Here is a 17,411-nt window from a genome sequence, read left to right as displayed (position 1 = left end):
TGGTTCAGCAGGAATTTATAATATTGTCCATTATGAGGAGTCCATGAAGATTCTCGACGAAAAGATGAATCATACGAAAGCAACCGGAGCCTCTGTCATCATTACGACTAATCCCGGTTGCCTGCTACAAATGAAACTTGGCATTGAACGTGAAAAACTGACCGGCTCTGTACGGGCGCTGCACTTGATTGAATATATAGCCGAGGCGGCAGGCATCTCATAAAGAGAAGATTGGCTTTGGCTTCTGCAATTTTAAAAAAAGTAGTTAAGGGATACGAATTTATAAAAAGCAGGGAATAGGGGGATGTACAGTTTAGCTGCCGAAGATGAGTTGGTAAATAAAGTGCATTCCCCGTATGGCAAAATAAGCTATATAGAGGATGAGAATGAACGTAACTGAACGCTTTGCCTGTCTCATGTGCGCTTCCATAATTAGCTTTTGAATTTGCTCCTGTTTATGGTCACAGTCCATGACGTACACCTGCTTTCATTCTTCGATATTCTACATCGGATCTTATTTTCTCTTCTCCTTCCTTCTTTCTTCATGATTTTCAAAGAAAAAGGCATTTCTCTCACGTATACCCCTATTAGATAAGTGGAGGGCAATCTTTTTCATATTCTGTACCGATACGCTCATCAGAGTGTGTTTACTGACGTTGCGTAATCCCCGCAAACGGTAATAGCGAAACCCTTGGAGCTGTTTAGCATCCGCGAAGTTTCGCTCCACGATAAGTCTTCGCCAGGCGCAAGGGAGCAAGCTGTAAGACGAGAGAAAAAAGTTTCGGGAACACCAAGTAATTGATACTGATAATCGTTATTGCTATAATGGCTCCAAAAAAAGTAAACAGAACATAAATTGCAGGAGGGGACAGGAGTTGTCATTTCAAGATCAGCTATTGCTGTGGAATCATGCGTCTCTCAAGGTTTTAGACGTACGCCATGCCACCTTGCATCCGGGCGATAGTCTGCACGCTTACCGGCTTCCAGCCAGCGTTTTTCTGCTCACCACACGAGGCGTGGCACAGGTGTTGCTCGATGGTATTGCGTATGCGGCAGATAAAAGCCTTGTCTGTCATGCTGGGAAAGGTGCGCTTCTCGATATTGTCGAGGTAGTGGAGACGCTGGAATATTACATGGTTTTCTATAAAGCGGTACTGACGATGCCATGCCGCAGGGAATTGCTGCGTATGTACCAAACAAGCAATCCCTTCCTCGCACAGTACGCTTTTGCTCCACCGTGCCCGCTCCCCCTTTTTTCAAAGATAGAGCAAATGCAACGGCAATGGCAGCAATCCGGCGCGCTGGAAAAATTCCATGTCAAAGCTTTGTTCCATCATTTCGTATATGACCTCCTGCAACAGTCGCAGACGCTAGGCAGCGGGGCGACCCAACCGCAGCTGATTATCCAGGCGATTCGCTATTTAGAGGAGCGTTACGCCGAGCCAATAACGCTTAACTCATTGACAGCAGCGCTGGATTGCAACGCGCGTCAGTTGCAGAGGCTATTCAAAGCGAGGCTGAATATTGGCCCGATGGAGTATTTGCTTCAGGTGCGACTCAAACAAGCCAAGGCTTTGCTCAAGCATACCAATATCACATTGGCCCAAATTGCTGAGGCTGTTGGCTATATGGACAGCTACTATTTCAGTCGGATTTTTAAAAAATATACGGGAGTGTCGCCCCGCCAATATAAAGAGCAGGCCAGGGATAGGGAGCACCGTCGCCAAACTCCATTACACAAGTCGCGATCATCGATTGTTCCTGGAAGCGCACAATTGTATAGTGTTACTGCTAGTGATGATAATAGTTCTCACTATCAGGCTGGTGAGGTCATCCATCCGTATACAAGCTCAAAGGCAGCAATGACCAATAGCTTAACATCCATGTTGCCCTTGCTTCTGGGCGCACACTCCCTTACAACAAGTGCAGGGGCCTATTCGGCAGGAGAGATTTCTCCAGCCGATAGCGTTACGGTACAGCCAACAGTCAGCAGCGACGAAGCAGGAAATGCCGGTATTACGGGGAGCACGGCAGCAGCAAGCATGCGGCGAATCATTAAGCATCAAAAGGGTGAGTTTGCGCTGGAACAGAAGCCGGAGAAAATTGTCGTACTGGACTACCAATATATTGATCAACTGCTGAAGCTGGGCGATCAGCCGATTGGCAGCGTAATCCCAACGATTGAGTCTTCGTCGTTCCCCGACTATTTGACAGGTAAGCTGACTGATATCAAGGTGCTCGGGACGAAGGAAGAGCCTGATCTGGAGGCGATTGTTCAGGCTGCACCGGATTTGATCATTTGTACCGCGTTTCAGGAGCACCTTTTTGAAAAGCTGGTCGAAATCGCGCCGACACTAATGTTTGACCGAAATGAAGATTGGCGTACCACCCTTCTTACGTTCGGGAACATTGTCGGCAAAGAGCAAATTGCGCAGAACGTGCTGGACAGATACCAGAAAAGGATAGACGCTCTGAAAGCTGCCCTGACCGACAAGCTGGGCGGGCAGACAGTCGCCTTGATTCGGCCGCGCGATCAGATGATCCGGCTACAAACGGCAAAACATCGCACGGCAAAGATTTTGTACGGAGATCTTGGGATGTCGCCTCCGCAAATGGTCATGGACAGCACAAAAACCAGCTTCACCATCTCGTTAGAGGCAATGTCGGCATTAAACGCGGATCACCTGATTGTTTTACAGGATGATTCCAATACGGAGTTGGTGGAGGAGTATCAACAGACAGCAATCTGGAAAAACGTTCCTGCCGTACAGGCAAATCAGGTCTACACGGTTGACACGACGCTGTGGGTAGGTTACTATGGCCCGTTTGCAATTAATCAGATAGTGGATGAAATTGCCGAAGCAATGCTGTAGATAAGATGGTGAGGGAGAACATGTCCAAACCCAAAATACGACTGTGGTCGTAGCTTAATGATCGGCGTGGAAATGGTAATGGGAGCTTGTGCAGGGAGGGAGGAACACTTACGTATCGAGGACGATTTTGCTTATCTGGTTCATAAAGCGCCGGGTGCATTATTCGGAGAAATTCAAAATCCATTCGTCCCATTTTACACTGAAGCACCGGCTGTTCGTATGCGTAAAACATGCTGTTTTTATTTTCAGGTTTCCACCAGTGGAGAATATTGCACAGTCTGCCCGAAAGCGAAATGAAGATGGCATAGAGAAAGGAATGTGTTGTCATCGTGAAAAAGTGGAAGCGAAATCTATTCATTTTGTATGTCGGGCAATTCCTGGCCATGGCCTCTATGAGTTGTGTTACTCCCTTTTTACCGTTGTACTTACAGCAAATGGGGCTTACCGATCATGATGAAGTGCTTGTATGGTCGGGTCTTATTTTTGGAGCCAATCTTCTGACAGCCTTCATCTTTTCGCCGATTTGGGGGAAACTTGCCGATCGGTACGGACGCAAAATGATGCTGATTCGCTCCGGCTTTGGCATGGCTATCACCATTACGCTCCTGGGCTTTGCCACAAGCCCTGTACACTTGTTGTTATTGCGATTATTGAACGGGATGTTGTCCGGATTCGGTCCGGCTGCCGTCGCACTAATCGCCACCAATACTCCGAAAGAGCGGAGCGGGTATGCGCTCGGAACTTTACATTCAGGCACCGTTGCCGGGACGATTTGCGGTCCATTATTAGGCGGATTCATGGCCGACCGATTCGGTTTCAGCGCCGTTTTCTTCTATACCGGCTTATGTATTTTTCTCGCTACGCTGATCGTCATCTTTGGGGTCAGGGAACATTTTGAGAAAAAAGAAACGACAGAGCCAAAAACAGACTTTCGGCAAGACTTCAAAAAAATTGTTTCCAGGAAGCCGATTGCCTCTCTGTTCGTCTCCGCAGCGATCATTCGGTCAGCCATGACTGGCACATTGCCGCTTATCCCGCTATATGTCCAGCAGTTGGCGCCCAGTCAGGAGAATCTGGTCGTATTGGCCGGAGTAACTTCTGCGGCGATGGGTATCGCCAATATGCTTACCGCACCGCAGTTGGGGAAACTGGGAGACAAGTATGGTTCCCATCGCATTTTCCTTTGCTCGGTGTTTGGCGCGATTTTATTTTCTATCCCGCAAGCGTTTGTTCAGCACTTGTGGCAGTTAATTGTATTGCGGTTTTGTACCGGCGCGTGCCTTGCTGGCATGATGCCTTCCATAAATGTTCTTATCAGGCATTATGCTCCAGATGGCATGGAAAGCCGAACATACAGCTATGTCAATTGCGCATTGTTTTTGGGAGGCATGGCGGGGGCGCTTGGCATGGGCGTTATCGCATCCTGGTTTGGCTTATCGATGATCTTTATTTGTTCCGCCGTTCTTTTGTTGCTCAACAATGTGTGGATGAAATTGACTGTGTTTCCGGAAATCAAGCAAGATCGCGAGGCGGCTGCCTTTGTCGGCGGTCAGGATGTATCCAAGTGAGGGGTTACGATGAATACAATTCATGGGACTCGTGCATTTTCAACCGAGCATTATGCAAACGTTGAGTAAAGGGCCCTTTGCGAATGGATCGAAGCGGTTATTTACGAAGAAACCGTGGTTCCTTGGCTTATCCATGGGATGGTCCTTTGCCTGCATCCGGGATTGCCGCTTGACTGTGCAAAAAGTGAAGGCTAACGGTTCTGCGTGGCTGGCATGTCGCAAAAGTCAAAAAGTTGGTCGCAAAAATCCATGTTCATTCTGGAGTACTTCCTTATAATAAGAATGAGAATCAATATCATAAAATGCGATCAACAAAAGGAGAGGAAATAGAAATGTCTAGGCCTAATACATTTACGTTTAAACTACTTGCGATCTTTTTATGCATGCTAGTGATGGCTGGTTGCGGGGGGAATCAGCAAGGGGTAGCGACTTCCGAGCCGACGCAAGGACAGGCAACGGAAACACAAGACGCCAGGGTTGTTCAGCATGCCATGGGGACGACTGAAATAAAAGGTACACCCCAAAGGGTAGTCACGCTGTTTCAAGGTGCCACGGACGCTGCATTGCTGCTGGGAGTGAAGCCGGTAGGAGCCGTGGAATCCTGGATCGAACAGCCCTGGTACAATTACATAAGAGACCGGATGGAAGGGGTAACGAATCTCGGTTCGGAAAACCAGCCCAACCTGGAAGAAATCGTTGCGCTTAAACCGGATCTGATTATCGCTTCTAAAACACGGCATGAAAAGATTGCTCAGCAATTGTCAGCTATCGCGCCAACCGTCATGACAGAAGAGGTGCATCTGTGGAAGGATACGCTGCACCTGTCGGCAGAAGCACTAAATAAAAAGGAAGAAGAGCAAAAATTCTTGACTGAGTGGGGGCAAAAAGTTGCTGAATTTAAGAGAAAAATGGGCGACAAGTTGAAGCTGGAAGCGGGTATCGTTGACTTCCGTGTCGATCATGCCCGCATTGTGTATACCGGATTTTCGGCTCTCGTCTTAGAAGAGCTGGGGATCGCCCGGCCTGCCAGTCAGCGGGGAGAAGAGTGGGGTGTGCAGCTCACATCCAAGGAAAATATACCGCAAATGGATGCAGACATCATTTTTGATCAAACGAGTACATCACGAGATGACGGTCGACTGGATTTGCGAAAGGAATGGAGCGAGCATCCGCTATGGAAAAATTTAAAAGCCGTTAAAAATAATCGAGTATTTGAGGTGGATACGGCGGTATGGAATAACGGCTCAGGCCCATTGGCAGCGCTGGAGATGCTGGAAGATCTCTACGGTTTTTATGAGTTGAAATAATCTGTTTGGTATGGTGAGGCTGTTGACCGATGGTGGTGTCAACAGCCTCCGGTGGGTTTATTCCACCTTTTCGGCTCCGTTTCAATTAGCTATCAGCTATGCAGGCAATGTCCGAAATGAAATCTCAAAAAGGAGGAACCTTGTGAGTCCATTATTACGCCAAACACCTGTAAAAGCATGGGGCTTGGTGTTTGGTTTTTTTATCCTGGTCATTTGTTTTGGAGCAAGTATCGTCCTCGGGACAACAAAAATAAGTGTTATGACGGCTGTTGAGTCCTTTATCCATTATGATCTCTCCTCAAACGAACATGTGATCATCCAAACGACGCGGTTCCCTCGGGCCCTGTTCGCCGCGATGATCGGCGGTAATTTAGCCGTCGCCGGTGCACTCATGCAGGCGTTAACAAGAAATCCGTTAGCATCTCCAAGCATTTTTGGGATTAATGCGGGTGCCGTCTTTTTTGTCATCGTGGCTTTAACCTTCCTTCCGATCTCTTCCCTGGACCAGCTGGTATGGGTCGCGTTCCTGGGAGCAGGTTTTGCCGCATTTGCCGTCTACTTTCTCGGTTCATTGGGCAGGGACGGATTAACTCCGGTGAAAGTCGTGTTAGCTGGCTCCGCGATGACGGCGTTGTTTACCTCTTTTACGCAGGGCATGCTGGTTATCGATGAAGCGGGCTTGCAAAATGTGCTGTTTTGGTTGGCCGGGTCGATCGCTGGCAAATCCGCTGAGGAGTTATTGCCGCTCCTGCCCTATATGATCGTTGCCGGAATCACCGCGTTGGTACTTGCGCAGCCAGTCAACATCCTTGCTTCAGGAGAGGATGTTGCCAAAGGATTGGGGCAAAGAACCGCCCTTGTGAAACTGGCGGTCGCCGTTACCGTTATTTTACTTGCGGGCAGCTCTGTTGCGGTTGCCGGCTCCATTGGCTTCGTAGGACTCGTTATTCCGCATGTGGCCCGTTTTCTGGTTGGTATCGATTATCGCTGGGTCATTCCTTACAGCGCGGTACTCGGGGCTATCTTGCTGTTGCTGGCAGATATCGTTGCCCGTTATGTGGTGATGCCTGGCGAGCTGCCAATCGGGGTCATGACAGGTTTGATCGGCGGGCCATTTTTTATCTACATTGCTCGGAAGGGGCTTCGCTCGAAAGGGGTGTCATCATGAATCGGCTCATTATCATTCGCAGCAAAACGGGACTTTATTCTTTCCTGGTACAAAAGAGAACGGTCATTGTGCTCACAGTGCTTGTCATACTCACTTTCGCTTTGTTTCTGTTAAGTATCGCGCTGGGTAACAAGGGTATTTCACCTGTCGATGTATGGAAAACGCTCATTGGCCAGGGGACAGCAGCCAATTCGTTAGTGCTTGGAACGTTACGACTTCCCCGGATTATTGTCGCCGTCCTTGTTGGAGCGGCTCTGAGCGTTTCCGGGGCAATCCTGCAGGGGATTATCCGCAATCCGCTGGCTTCGCCGGACGTTATCGGGATCACCGGGGGAGCCGCATTAGCGGCAGTGACTTTTCTTACCTATTTTGCGGGGACGGTGAGTATCAAGTGGCTTCCGGTAGCAGCATTTTTAGGAGCCGGCTTGATTTCACTCGTGATCTATGTGCTGGCCTGGAATAAAGGGGTGTCTTCGACGAGGCTGGTGCTGATTGGGATTGGGATTTCCGCGACGGCAAGCTCTTTTACCATGCTGATGATTATCCTGAGTCCAATTAACGCAGCCAGCCAAGCCTATACCTGGTTAACGGGAAGCATATACGGTGCATCATGGGATAACGTGTATGCGTTACTGCCCTGGGTGATTGTTTTTATGCCAGTGGCACTCATTTATTCCAGAAACGTCAATGTTCAGGAGCTGGGAGATGACATGGCGAAGGGGCTGGGAGCTTCTGTTCAGCTTCATCGATTCATGTTGCTGTTCATCAGTGTGGCGTTGGCGGGTTCTGCCGTGGCAGTGGCTGGTGCGATTGGATTTATCGGCTTAATTGCGCCGCATATGGCCAGAAAACTTGTAGGTTCTTCATTTGATGCCTTATTTCCGGTCGCCACTCTGATTGGCAGTATCATGCTAATGTCTGCCGATTTGGTTGCCAGAACGGTCTTTCTTCCACTTGATATTCCTGCGGGTGTTTTTACTGCAGGGATAGGTGCTCCTTTCTTTATTTACTTGTTATATAGAAATCGTAATAAATAGGCGACATTATTTTGAACAGGAAAGAAAAAGGCGTTCGCCTTTTTCCCCATTGAAATCATGGTCCTGTTCTCTTCTCTCTTTTCCTTCGTACCGCAAAAGTCAATTGCCCTTCCATCCATTTTCATGCCGTGGCTGCGGCTGATTATGGACGGATATAGACAGGCGTGCCGATGGGTACCCGGCGGGCCAGTTCGTTGACATCCCGGTTGTACATGCGGATACAGCCATGGGAGACATTTTTACCGATGGATGCGGGATTATTGGTGCCGTGGATACCGTAATGGGGTCGGGAAAGTCCAAGCCACATGGTGCCGAACGGTCCACCGGGATTGGGTGCTTTGTTGATGATGTAAAACGTGCCGACAGGCGTTTGTGTAAGCATTTTGCCGACCGCGATCGGATAGACTTTTACAAGCCGACTGTTTTGTCTGAGTGTCAGCGTATGACCGGATAAAGAGATATGGATGGAATATGCCAAGAAATCACCTCCTATACCAGAGTATGAAGAGAGGGGGCGAGGGGTTAGAAGGAATGGAAGGATGGAAAGAAAACGCCCTTTCCAGATAAGCTGGAAGGGCGGAGTGGTATGGTATTACTTACTACTTAAGCGGAACGATAAGCTCAAGCTCTTTGACGGGCACAGGGTTGGTCTGCGTCTGTTCCATCTTTCCGCTTTCTGGAATTGGACGAGCGGTGCGAACGCTGACGAACGTCTGAATCTGCAGGAATTTTGGTCGGGATAAAAGTGGTGCCGCAGTAATGACAGTGTTATGCACTTCTTTTCCTTCCTTCACCGTACCCTCGCTGCTGCCGCTCATCATTTGAATCGGGTTCCCCTTATCATCTTGTATTTCGTAGCTGTATTCCCGAATCGCATATCCCCTGGCCGCATTTTCCGGTGTCGGAAATTCGTGTGGTTTGACCAGTTGCAGAACAATCCGGGTTGAGCTAGGGGCCAGGGTGACTTCTTTGGCGGTTAGTTTGATATCCTTGTATGTGCGTGAGGCAGTCATTGTATACGTTTGGCTGCCATGCATTTTGGTGACGGGAAAGGAGAATTTCCATGATCCTTCGACCTGCCCGATTTTATGGACATCTAATGTTAATGTAAAGCGGTCCGGAAGTGGAGTCTCAGGGTGAATGTCCGTCACAAGAATTTCTGTTTGGTCATCGGCTACCTGACCACTTCCTCCGTTCGAAGAGAAGGCAATCTTTTTTCCGTCGACATATACGTCCATGTCAAGTGCACCCCAGTCGCTTTTCGAACGTGAGGAACGGAGAATATATCCGATGGACAGACGGCTTCCATCGTAGAATGCTTCCGATATGGTTAAAGAAAAACCTTTGTCCGTCGCTGTCTGGTCTGCCGTTACGGTTTGTCCCTGCCGTTTTACTTGTTGCAATCCCTGATCGCCGGCCTGCTCAAAGACCGATCCGATAAAAGGAATATGCTGCAGCACCTGGGCCACGGCGGGAGAAAGAAAGCCTGCGCCAAAGAAGAGAATAGCCGCCGTACCCACAGCAATTCCGGTATTGCGCAGCCATATCCGTTTCTTTCGCGGTTTGGCATCCGGCAGGAACGTAAGCGTTTGGTCAATGACGGAGCGTACGCTATCGGGCATATCGGTGTCCTGAGATAGCCATGTGCGAATCCATTCGTCCAATTGCTTGTTCTCACTCATCGCTGTTGCCTCCTTGTTCGGGATAATGAAGCGCCTGGGCCAGCTTTTTGCGTGCCCGGCTCAGGCGGGATTTGACCGTTCCTTCGGGTAGTGCCAGCAATTTTCCCACTTCTTTCACTGACAAATTCTCGAAATAATAAAGAATCACAGGAAGACGGAGTTCGTCCTCAAGTGCATCCACGATTTCTTGTACTTCTATCGTTCGTTCCATCGCTTGCAGGGATGATTCATTTGCTGCGGTATGTATTGTTTCTGTAGGGATGAAGCGGCGCTTCTCTTGAAGAATCCGATAGCATTCATGAATAAGAATACGAATCAGCCATGTTTTGAAATACCTGGCTTCACGCAAGGAAACGATGCCTGTATATGCTTTTAGGATGGCTTCCTGGATGGCATCCGCACATGCGTCATCTGCTTTTACGATGGAACGGGCAATGCGGTAAAGCGAGACCTCGTTCTGTTTAATTAGACGACTGAAAGCCTCTTTGTCTCCTTTTTGCGCCCGCATCACCTCTTGCTTCTCATGCAATCTGCTCTCCTCCTCTGTATGCTCTATTTATTAGACAGCCGGGAGGTCGTTTCGGTTCAGTAGATAATAAAAAAGCTTCTTTGCCTTTTTGGGCAGAAAAGCTTTTTGCGTGTTTTGGGAGGTAGAGGCTATAATGAAAGGAGTGCCTGCTTTCTTCTTAATTCCGTATTTTCTGTTTCATCGATAAAGCAAAGGCCGGGGGAGTGAAATGGAAAGTTTGATAGCGATTCTTTTACTTGCACCGCTGTTGTTTGTGCCGCTGCTGCCGATGTTTTTACGGTATGTGCAGGGAACACATGCAGGAGATGAGGCATGGAAACTCGCTTTATTTTTGTTCTTGGGGAGCGCCTTTTTCTTTATCATGATTGATTTATTTACCGTACCTCTCCATGTTACTTCCGGAAACGGAAACCTGGCGCTGCTTGTCATGGCTCCTGCGGTAGTAGGCATCGTTCTCTTTGCAACGATGGTGGGGATTTTTGTGTCCAGGCTGCTCCGAAGACAGGGGAAAGCGCTAATTCGTGGCTTTCTGCTTGGTGACGTCCTCCTGCTGGGCTTGATGATTATAGGCGAAGTGTGGTTTGTAAGAGATTCACTTGCACAATTTGATGGGGAAGCGGGCATTCTTGCTGCCCATTTATTCCGCTTCGGAATGCTGAACCAGTACACCAATACGTTATATTTTAATATGTTTACATTTTTGATTCCCATCCTAATCGCCGCACTGATAGGCGGAGTAAGTGCGATGGAAGAAGCTAGAGATACGAAGAGGGTGGAGAAAATGCTATAAATTGTTCCGCGAAACGCACCCATGAGAATAGAAAAGGAGAAGATAGAATGATCTCATTTGATTTTACGGACAAAATTGTTGTCGTAACCGGAGCAGGGCAGGGAATCGGTGAAGGAGTCGCCCGCGCATACGCGGACCACGGCGCCAAAGTTGTACTGGCCGATCGGAACGAGAATGAAGGCAGGCGGGTGGAAGCGTCGATTCACGAAGCGGGAGGCGAGGCGCGGTTCGTGTTGACCGACGTAAGTCAGCCGGAACAGATTGAAGCGCTGATAAAACAGGTTGAGGCCTGGTATGGCCGATTGGATATTATGATTAATAACGCGGGGGTTTCGCGCTTTATGTCCCCATATGAGATAACGGTTGAAGAATGGGACGAAATCATTAACATTAATTTGCGCGGCGTATTTTTAGGGGCACGCGAAGCCGCGAAAGTCATGCGCAAGAACGGCGGAGGATCTATCGTCAACATCGCATCAACGCGCGCATTCATGTCCGAGCCGGATTCGGAAGCGTATGCGGCATCCAAGGGAGGCATCTTTGCATTAACGCATGCGCTGGCGCTTTCATTTGCCGAGGACCATATTCAGGTGAATGCCATCAGTCCGGGCTGGATTGAGGCGCATGATTACGAAGGGCTGCGTGATATCGATCATAAGCAGCATCCATCCAAGCGGGTCGGCAAGCCGGAAGACATTGCACGTGCCTGCTTGTATTTAACGAGTGTGGATAACGAATTCATTAACGGCGAGAACCTTATCATCGATGGCGGTATGACCCGGAAAATGATGTATGAAAGCTAGAAAGAGATACTTTTGTTCGGTTGAATAAAACAGAAATTTCAGATAACATAAGAATGGAAATGACTATGCGCAAAGGATGGTGCTGTGAGTTGATAACGGAAATGGTATCGCAGCGTCAGTGGGAAAGGTTTGTGCAGGAAGGTGTGCTGGACGAATCACGCCTGCACGCCCGTATTTCGGAGTCATGGGCACTGTGTCAGCGGGCCGGCGTAAATCCATATCTGGAGAAAGCGCCGCACGTGCTCGAACCGGATGAGTTAACGGAACGCAGACGGGACAATCTTAATCTGCTGGATATTGCCTTGCCTTACGTGAAGAAATTATATGCATCCATCCGCGGCTCGGGTTCATTGGTGCTGCTCGTCGACCCCGACGGATATGTATTGGCGCTATACGGGGACGGGGACATTCGGCAGTTTGCGCAAACCATCAACTTTGTCGAAGGTGTAAAATGGACGGAAGAAGAAGTAGGGACCAATGCGATCGGTACCGCCCTCCGTACCGGGGAAGCCATCGCGCTTACGGGAGCCGAGCATTTTTCAATTGTATCACACAGCTGGACATGCTCGGCAGCTCCGATCCGTGGCGAGCAGGGTAAAATACTCGGCGTACTTGATATTTCCGGACCTGCACAGACGGCTCATCCTCATACGCTCGGTGCCGTCGTTTCCTGCGCCTATGTAATTGAACAGGAATGGAAAATGCAAGCACAGCAGGATCGGCTGGAGCTTTTACAGTTGGCCTGCGGCTCGCTTTCTTCTCCCGCTCCGCTATTGATTTGCGACCGGAACGACCGTGTCATTGCGGCAAGCGCGGCCGTCCGAGAGCGGGATGTTTTCTGTACGGGAAAAAGTGCCGCCGCCGTATTGAATGAGAACGGATACAACGAGCGCGCGCGCACGCCGCTTTATTCCGCATCTGGTAACCGTTTGCTTGGCAGTTGCCTGGTGCTAGCGGAGCAGACGGCTTCTTCCGCCGTTTCATTTGCATCTTCGTCGGCATTTTGTTTTAACGGGGTTACCGGAAAAAGTAAGCGTTTTCAAAAACTGCTGACAGAAACGAGACGGGCGGCGGAAACGGATGCTACGGTACACATCCAGGGGGAAAGCGGGACAGGAAAGGAATTGATTGCTCGTGCGCTTCATGAAAACAGTTCGCGGCGGGACGGACCGTTTATAGCGGTGAACTGTGGCGCTATTGCACCTGATCTGCTCGAAAGCGAACTGTTCGGGTATGCGGACGGGGCTTTTACCGGCGCGCGGCGGAATGGCCGCAAAGGCAGGCTGGAGCAGGCCAACGGCGGGACGCTTTTTCTGGACGAAATCGGAGAAATTCCTCCGGCCATGCAGGTGGCGCTTCTGCGTGCGCTGCAGGAGAGGGAAATTACACCGGTTGGCGCGGACAGATCGGTGCCGCTCGATATTCGGATTGTGACGGCCACGCACCGCAATTTGCAGCAAATGGTCCGGGACGGGAAATTTCGTGAAGATTTGTTTTATCGGTTGTATGTCGTTCCGCTACACGTACCGCCGCTTAGGGAACGCCGCGAAGACATTCCCGATCTTATCCGCCATTTCTGCCGTGAATCCGGTTGGTGTGCTGTATTTCCGAAGGACATTATGGAACGGCTTACGATGTATCGGTGGCCCGGAAATATTCGGGAGCTATTCAATGTGCTGGAGCGGATGCGAATTGCGGCAGGAGGAGGAGTTCCGAGCATGGAGGATTTTATGCTTCCGGAAGAGACGGAAATCGATGTTCCACAGGATTCAGCAACAGAATCAGCAGGAGTGAAAATACCGACCGGTCTAACTTATCGGGAAGAGCTTGAGCGTCGGGAGATTATGCAGGCGCTGCGCAAGACAGGAGGGAACGTACGGCTGGCGGCACGGCTGATGGGTATTCCCCGCAGCACTTTATACCGAAAAGTGAAAAAATTCAATTTGTAAATGGGAGCGGGAGACCGTTCCCTTTTTGTTTCATGAATGCTTGAGACGGCTGTAATTCCCCTGTGGACAAATTGAGACAAAATGAGACAATCTAAGACCGTTTCTCATTTTATCCCGGTTTGTACTTGTAAAGAAACACAAAAGCTTTGATTTGTAAGCGTTATCAAGTTGGCATGCTATTTGCACATAAATAAGGCAAACAGATTGTTCATCTGCTTTAGGTGTGGCTTCTTTGTTTCTTATCCATTTTGATAGAAGGAGGCGCTTTGTATGAGTATGGCACAGACACAAAACCAGGAACTGTCGAAAGAGCAGGCGCAGTGGATGTATCAAAAAGTGATGGAAATTCGCAAGTTTGAAGATCGGGTGCATGGTTTGTTCGGAGAAGGGAAGCTTCCCGGGTTTGTTCACCTGTACGCCGGGGAGGAAGCGGTAGCGGTCGGCGTATGCGCACACCTCGACGACAATGACAGCATCACCAGCACGCACCGCGGTCACGGGCATTGCATTGCCAAAGGCTGTGACCTGAACGGCATGATGGCCGAATTGTACGGCAAAGCGACAGGCCTTTGCAAAGGCAAGGGCGGCTCTATGCACATTGCCGATGTCAGCAAAGGCATGCTTGGCGCCAACGGCATTGTCGGCGGCGGCTTCCCGCTGGCCTGCGGCTCGGCCCTGACGGCGAAAATTAAGCAAACCGGCGCGGTGACCGTCTGCTTTTTCGGTGACGGGGCTAACAATGAAGGCACATTCCATGAAGGCATCAATCTTGCTTCTATTTGGAAGCTGCCGATTGTATTCGTCGCCGAGAACAACGGCTATGCCGAAGCGACGCCGTTTCACTATGCGTCCAGCTGCACCAATATTGCCGATCGGGCGGCGGCATATAATATTCCAAGCGTCGTTGTTGATGGCAAAGATACGATGGCGGTGTACCGTGCCGCCAAAGAAGCGGTGGAACGGGCGCGCCGCGGAGAAGGCCCTACACTTATCGAATGCAAAACCTACCGTAATTACGGTCACTTCGAAGGAGACGCGCAAACATACAAAGTTGAAGAAGAGCGGCGCGGGCACTTGAACGAGCAGGATGCGATCGGACTGTTCAGAAATTACCTTCTCAAGCAAAATCTCATGTCTGAAGCGGAGATGGATGAGATTGATACGCAGGTAGACGAAGCGGTGGAACGGGCGGTCGCCTTCGCCGAGCAGAGTCCGTATCCTGGCGAAGACGATTTGTATACCGATGTGTACGTATCCTACTAATCTACCAAATCGAAAACGGAGGTGCTCGTGATGGCAAGAGAAATTACTTTTGCGGAAGCGGTACGGGAAGCGATGCAGACAGCGATGCGGGAAAATCCTGACGTGATCTTAATGGGAGAAGACGTGGCCGGCGGTGCGGATGTGGAACACTTGCTGGAGGACGAAGCCTGGGGGGGCGTGATGGGTGTCACGAAAGGTCTGGTTCAAGAGTTTGGCCGCATGCGGGTACTAGATACGCCGATTAGCGAAGCAGCATACATCGGAGCTGCAGTGACGGCTGCGGCGACGGGACTACGTCCGATTGCAGAGCTAATGTTCAATGATTTTATTGGCTGCTGCCTCGACCAGGTAATGAATCAGGGCGCCAAGCTGCGCTATATGTTTGGAGGGAAAGCGCAGGTTCCGGTGACGATTCGCACGATGCACGGGGCTGGATATCGGGCGGCGGCACAGCATTCGCAGAGTCTGTATGGAATGTTTACTCATATTCCGGGCATTAAGGTTGTTGTGCCATCCACGCCGTATGATGCAAAAGGGCTGCTGCTAGCGTCAATCGAAGACAACGACCCGGTTATTTTTTTCGAAGATAAAACGCTCTATAACATGAAAGGCGAAGTGCCGGATGCAAAATACATCGTCCCGCTTGGCAAGGCCGACATCAAACGGAAAGGAGCGGACATTACGATCGTAGCCATCGGTAAGCAGGTACACACCGCACTGGAGGCGGCAGAGCAGCTGGCCGTGCGAGGAATCGAAGCCGAGGTTGTCGACCCGCGCAGCCTTTCACCGCTGGATGAAGATACGATTCTCGGTTCGGTAGCAAAGACCAACCGCCTTATCATCATCGATGAAGCGAATCCGCGCTGCAGTGCCGCTACAGACATCTCGGCGCTTGTAGCGGATAAAGGATTCGACTCGCTGGATGCGCCGATTAAGCTGATTACCGGACCGCATACGCCGGTGCCGTTCTCACCGGTGCTTGAAGATATTTATCTGCCAAACGCGCAGAAGGTTATCAAGGCAGTCTCCGAGTTGATTGGCGACGAATCGATTCTGGCTGTATAAGCAAATAAGGACGGATAACAGGAAGGCGGGATGCCCTGCCTTCCGATCTCAAGGGAGGGTGAGACATTGGCGGTAAATGTAATCATGCCGAAGCTGGGCATGGGAATGAAAGAAGGTACGGTCGTTGAATGGAAAAAGGCAGAGGGCGATGAGGTAGCTAAGGGAGATGTCGTTGTCGTTATCAGTTCGGAAAAGATTGAGATGGAAGTAGAAGCATCCGGGGACGGGGTACTGCTTGATATTGTCGTCGAAGCCGGAGAAGTGGTACCGATTGGCACTGTACTTGGCCATATCGGCCAACCTGGAGAGAAGATTGAGAGAAGGGAAGCGGTAAAGTCCTTCACTACCGAAGTAAGTCAGCCTAAATCGAAACCGGATAGTGGCCAAATCAGCGCTTTCGCATCCAGAAAAAGCGGCGTGAAAATTTCGCCCGTTGCGCGCAAAATGGCGGAAGCCGCCGGATTGAATATCGAGAATCTTAACGGAACGGGGCCAGGCGGTCGTATTACAAAAGAAGATGTAGAGCAGGCAATCGAACAGCAAAAAAAAGCCGAAGCGGCAGCCGCACGGCAGGTCGTCTTGCTGGATGCGCGTCGTGAGAACACATCTCCTAAAGAAGAGACGAAAACAGCACCTGTGATCGGTATGCGCAAAGTCATCGCGCAGCGTATGCATGAAAGCTTGCGGGACAGCGCGCAGTTGACAATGACGACACGGGCGGATGTCACGGATTTATTGACGCTCAAAAAGCAGGCCGCTCTTGAGGTGGAGAGTCGGCCGAAAGTGGAAGATAAGTTGACGGTGACCGATTTTATTGCCCGGGCAGTAGTGCTCGCGCTTGTGAAACATCCTCGTATGAACAGTGCGTACACAGAAAGCGGAATTGAGACATACGCTCATGTCCATCTTGGCATTGCGGTTGCACTGGAAAACGGGCTGGTCGTTCCGGTGATTCGCTATGCAGAACAGATGTCGGTGCTGGAGTTGTCCCGTGCAATTCGCACATTGAGCCGGCGGGCCAGAGAGAATCAGCTTAGTTCGGAAGAGATGGCAGGATCAACCTTTACGCTTACCAATCTTGGCTCTTACAGCATCGAGACGTTTACCCCTATCTTGAATCCGCCGGAAGCAGGGATTCTCGGTATTGGTGCGGCCCATGATATGCCCGTATACATCGATGATCTGTTGCATCGGCGCAGTCTGCTCCCGCTTAGCCTGACGTTTGATCATCGTGTCTTGGACGGAGCACCCGCAGCTGCATTTCTTGAAACGGTTAAAGATTATCTTGAACATCCGTACAGGATGCTATTGTAAGGGGGAGACAAGTGGATACGATTGCGATTATCGGCGGCGGTCCGGCGGGGTATGTCGCAGCCA

General features: G+C 50.1%; 18 protein-coding genes. 13 read left to right on the top strand and 5 right to left on the bottom strand.

From position 1 onward, the window contains the following. A partial coding sequence (locus B2899_RS03065) for a heterodisulfide reductase-related iron-sulfur binding cluster (RefSeq protein ID WP_286883991.1) occupies window positions 1-223 on the top strand: 223 nt, incomplete at its 5' end. A gap of 90 nt (window positions 224-313) precedes the next feature. Here B2899_RS03065 and B2899_RS03060 read toward each other — a convergent pair. Both B2899_RS03060 and B2899_RS18360 read right to left on the bottom strand, forming a co-directional pair. Next, the gene (locus tag B2899_RS03060) at window positions 314-472 is read right to left on the bottom strand and encodes a hypothetical protein (RefSeq protein WP_170230176.1); all 159 of its coding nucleotides are present in this window, start codon (window positions 470-472) and stop codon (window positions 314-316) included. A gap of 42 nt (window positions 473-514) precedes the next feature. Next, window positions 515-727: a hypothetical protein gene (locus B2899_RS18360; RefSeq protein WP_170230177.1), complete on the bottom strand. Its 213-nt coding sequence runs from the start codon at window positions 725-727 to the stop codon at window positions 515-517. Between the two features lie 148 nt (window positions 728-875). On the opposite strand from B2899_RS18360, the gene B2899_RS03055 reads away from it, so the two are divergent. The 6 genes from B2899_RS03055 to B2899_RS03035 all read left to right on the top strand — a co-directional run bounded on the left by B2899_RS03055 (window position 876) and on the right by B2899_RS03035 (window position 7,953). Beyond that, the gene (locus B2899_RS03055) at window positions 876-2,873 is read left to right on the top strand and encodes an AraC family transcriptional regulator (protein WP_286883988.1); all 1,998 of its coding nucleotides are present in this window, start codon (window positions 876-878) and stop codon (window positions 2,871-2,873) included. A 57-nt stretch (window positions 2,874-2,930) separates the two neighbouring features. Continuing rightward, window positions 2,931-3,170 (top strand): (2Fe-2S)-binding protein, encoded by a 240-nt coding sequence (locus B2899_RS18355; protein ID WP_146809259.1) that lies wholly within the window; start codon window positions 2,931-2,933, stop codon window positions 3,168-3,170. A 32-nt stretch (window positions 3,171-3,202) separates the two neighbouring features. Then, the gene (locus B2899_RS03050) at window positions 3,203-4,441 is read left to right on the top strand and encodes an MFS transporter (RefSeq protein ID WP_174760595.1); all 1,239 of its coding nucleotides are present in this window, start codon (window positions 3,203-3,205) and stop codon (window positions 4,439-4,441) included. A gap of 332 nt (window positions 4,442-4,773) precedes the next feature. Then, window positions 4,774-5,748, top strand: a complete 975-nt coding sequence (locus B2899_RS03045) for an ABC transporter substrate-binding protein (protein ID WP_146809261.1) — start codon at window positions 4,774-4,776, stop codon at window positions 5,746-5,748. A gap of 142 nt (window positions 5,749-5,890) precedes the next feature. Continuing rightward, window positions 5,891-6,916 (top strand): FecCD family ABC transporter permease, encoded by a 1,026-nt coding sequence (locus B2899_RS03040; protein ID WP_146809262.1) that lies wholly within the window; start codon window positions 5,891-5,893, stop codon window positions 6,914-6,916. Continuing rightward, window positions 6,913-7,953 carry a FecCD family ABC transporter permease gene (locus B2899_RS03035; protein ID WP_286883984.1) on the top strand — a complete coding sequence of 347 codons (1,041 nt, stop codon included), beginning with the start codon at window positions 6,913-6,915 and terminating at the stop codon, window positions 7,951-7,953. Before B2899_RS03040 ends, B2899_RS03035 begins: the two co-directional genes overlap by 4 nt. Before the next feature lie 142 nt (window positions 7,954-8,095). On the opposite strand, the gene B2899_RS03030 is transcribed toward B2899_RS03035, so the two are convergent. The 3 genes from B2899_RS03030 to B2899_RS03020 all read right to left on the bottom strand — a co-directional run bounded on the left by B2899_RS03030 (window position 8,096) and on the right by B2899_RS03020 (window position 10,164). Beyond that, window positions 8,096-8,431: a L,D-transpeptidase gene (locus B2899_RS03030; protein WP_146809264.1), complete on the bottom strand. Its 336-nt coding sequence runs from the start codon at window positions 8,429-8,431 to the stop codon at window positions 8,096-8,098. A gap of 121 nt (window positions 8,432-8,552) precedes the next feature. Then, window positions 8,553-9,635: a DUF4179 domain-containing protein gene (locus B2899_RS03025; protein WP_286883982.1), complete on the bottom strand. Its 1,083-nt coding sequence runs from the start codon at window positions 9,633-9,635 to the stop codon at window positions 8,553-8,555. After that, on the bottom strand, window positions 9,628-10,164 hold the full coding sequence (locus B2899_RS03020) for a sigma-70 family RNA polymerase sigma factor (RefSeq protein WP_286883981.1): 537 nt from the start codon (window positions 10,162-10,164) through the stop codon (window positions 9,628-9,630). Before B2899_RS03020 ends, B2899_RS03025 begins: the two co-directional genes overlap by 8 nt. Before the next feature lie 208 nt (window positions 10,165-10,372). Here B2899_RS03020 and B2899_RS03015 point away from each other — a divergent pair, with 208 nt between their 5' ends. The 6 genes from B2899_RS03015 to B2899_RS02990 all read left to right on the top strand — a co-directional run bounded on the left by B2899_RS03015 (window position 10,373) and on the right by B2899_RS02990 (window position 17,348). Further along, window positions 10,373-10,954 (top strand): hypothetical protein, encoded by a 582-nt coding sequence (locus B2899_RS03015; protein WP_286883980.1) that lies wholly within the window; start codon window positions 10,373-10,375, stop codon window positions 10,952-10,954. 47 nt (window positions 10,955-11,001) lie between these two features. Further along, window positions 11,002-11,757, top strand: coding sequence for an SDR family NAD(P)-dependent oxidoreductase (locus tag B2899_RS03010; RefSeq protein WP_146809267.1), 756 nt, complete (start codon window positions 11,002-11,004; stop codon window positions 11,755-11,757). Window positions 11,758-11,846: 89 nt separating this feature from the next. Further along, window positions 11,847-13,706 (top strand): sigma-54-dependent Fis family transcriptional regulator, encoded by a 1,860-nt coding sequence (locus tag B2899_RS03005; protein ID WP_286883979.1) that lies wholly within the window; start codon window positions 11,847-11,849, stop codon window positions 13,704-13,706. A gap of 270 nt (window positions 13,707-13,976) precedes the next feature. Then, entirely contained in the window at window positions 13,977-14,969 is a 993-nt protein-coding gene (locus B2899_RS03000; RefSeq protein WP_286883978.1) for a thiamine pyrophosphate-dependent dehydrogenase E1 component subunit alpha, read from the top strand. 30 nt (window positions 14,970-14,999) lie between these two features. Then, window positions 15,000-16,034 carry an alpha-ketoacid dehydrogenase subunit beta gene (locus B2899_RS02995; protein WP_286883976.1) on the top strand — a complete coding sequence of 345 codons (1,035 nt, stop codon included), beginning with the start codon at window positions 15,000-15,002 and terminating at the stop codon, window positions 16,032-16,034. A gap of 66 nt (window positions 16,035-16,100) precedes the next feature. Beyond that, the gene (locus B2899_RS02990) at window positions 16,101-17,348 is read left to right on the top strand and encodes a dihydrolipoamide acetyltransferase family protein (RefSeq protein WP_146809270.1); all 1,248 of its coding nucleotides are present in this window, start codon (window positions 16,101-16,103) and stop codon (window positions 17,346-17,348) included. Window positions 17,349-17,411: the final 63 nt, after the last annotated feature.

This window comes from Aneurinibacillus sp. UBA3580, from assembly GCF_002375825.1.
Lineage (GTDB): Bacteria > Bacillota > Bacilli > Aneurinibacillales > Aneurinibacillaceae > Aneurinibacillus > Aneurinibacillus danicus.
This window is presented reverse-complemented; position numbering and strand designations above follow the sequence as displayed.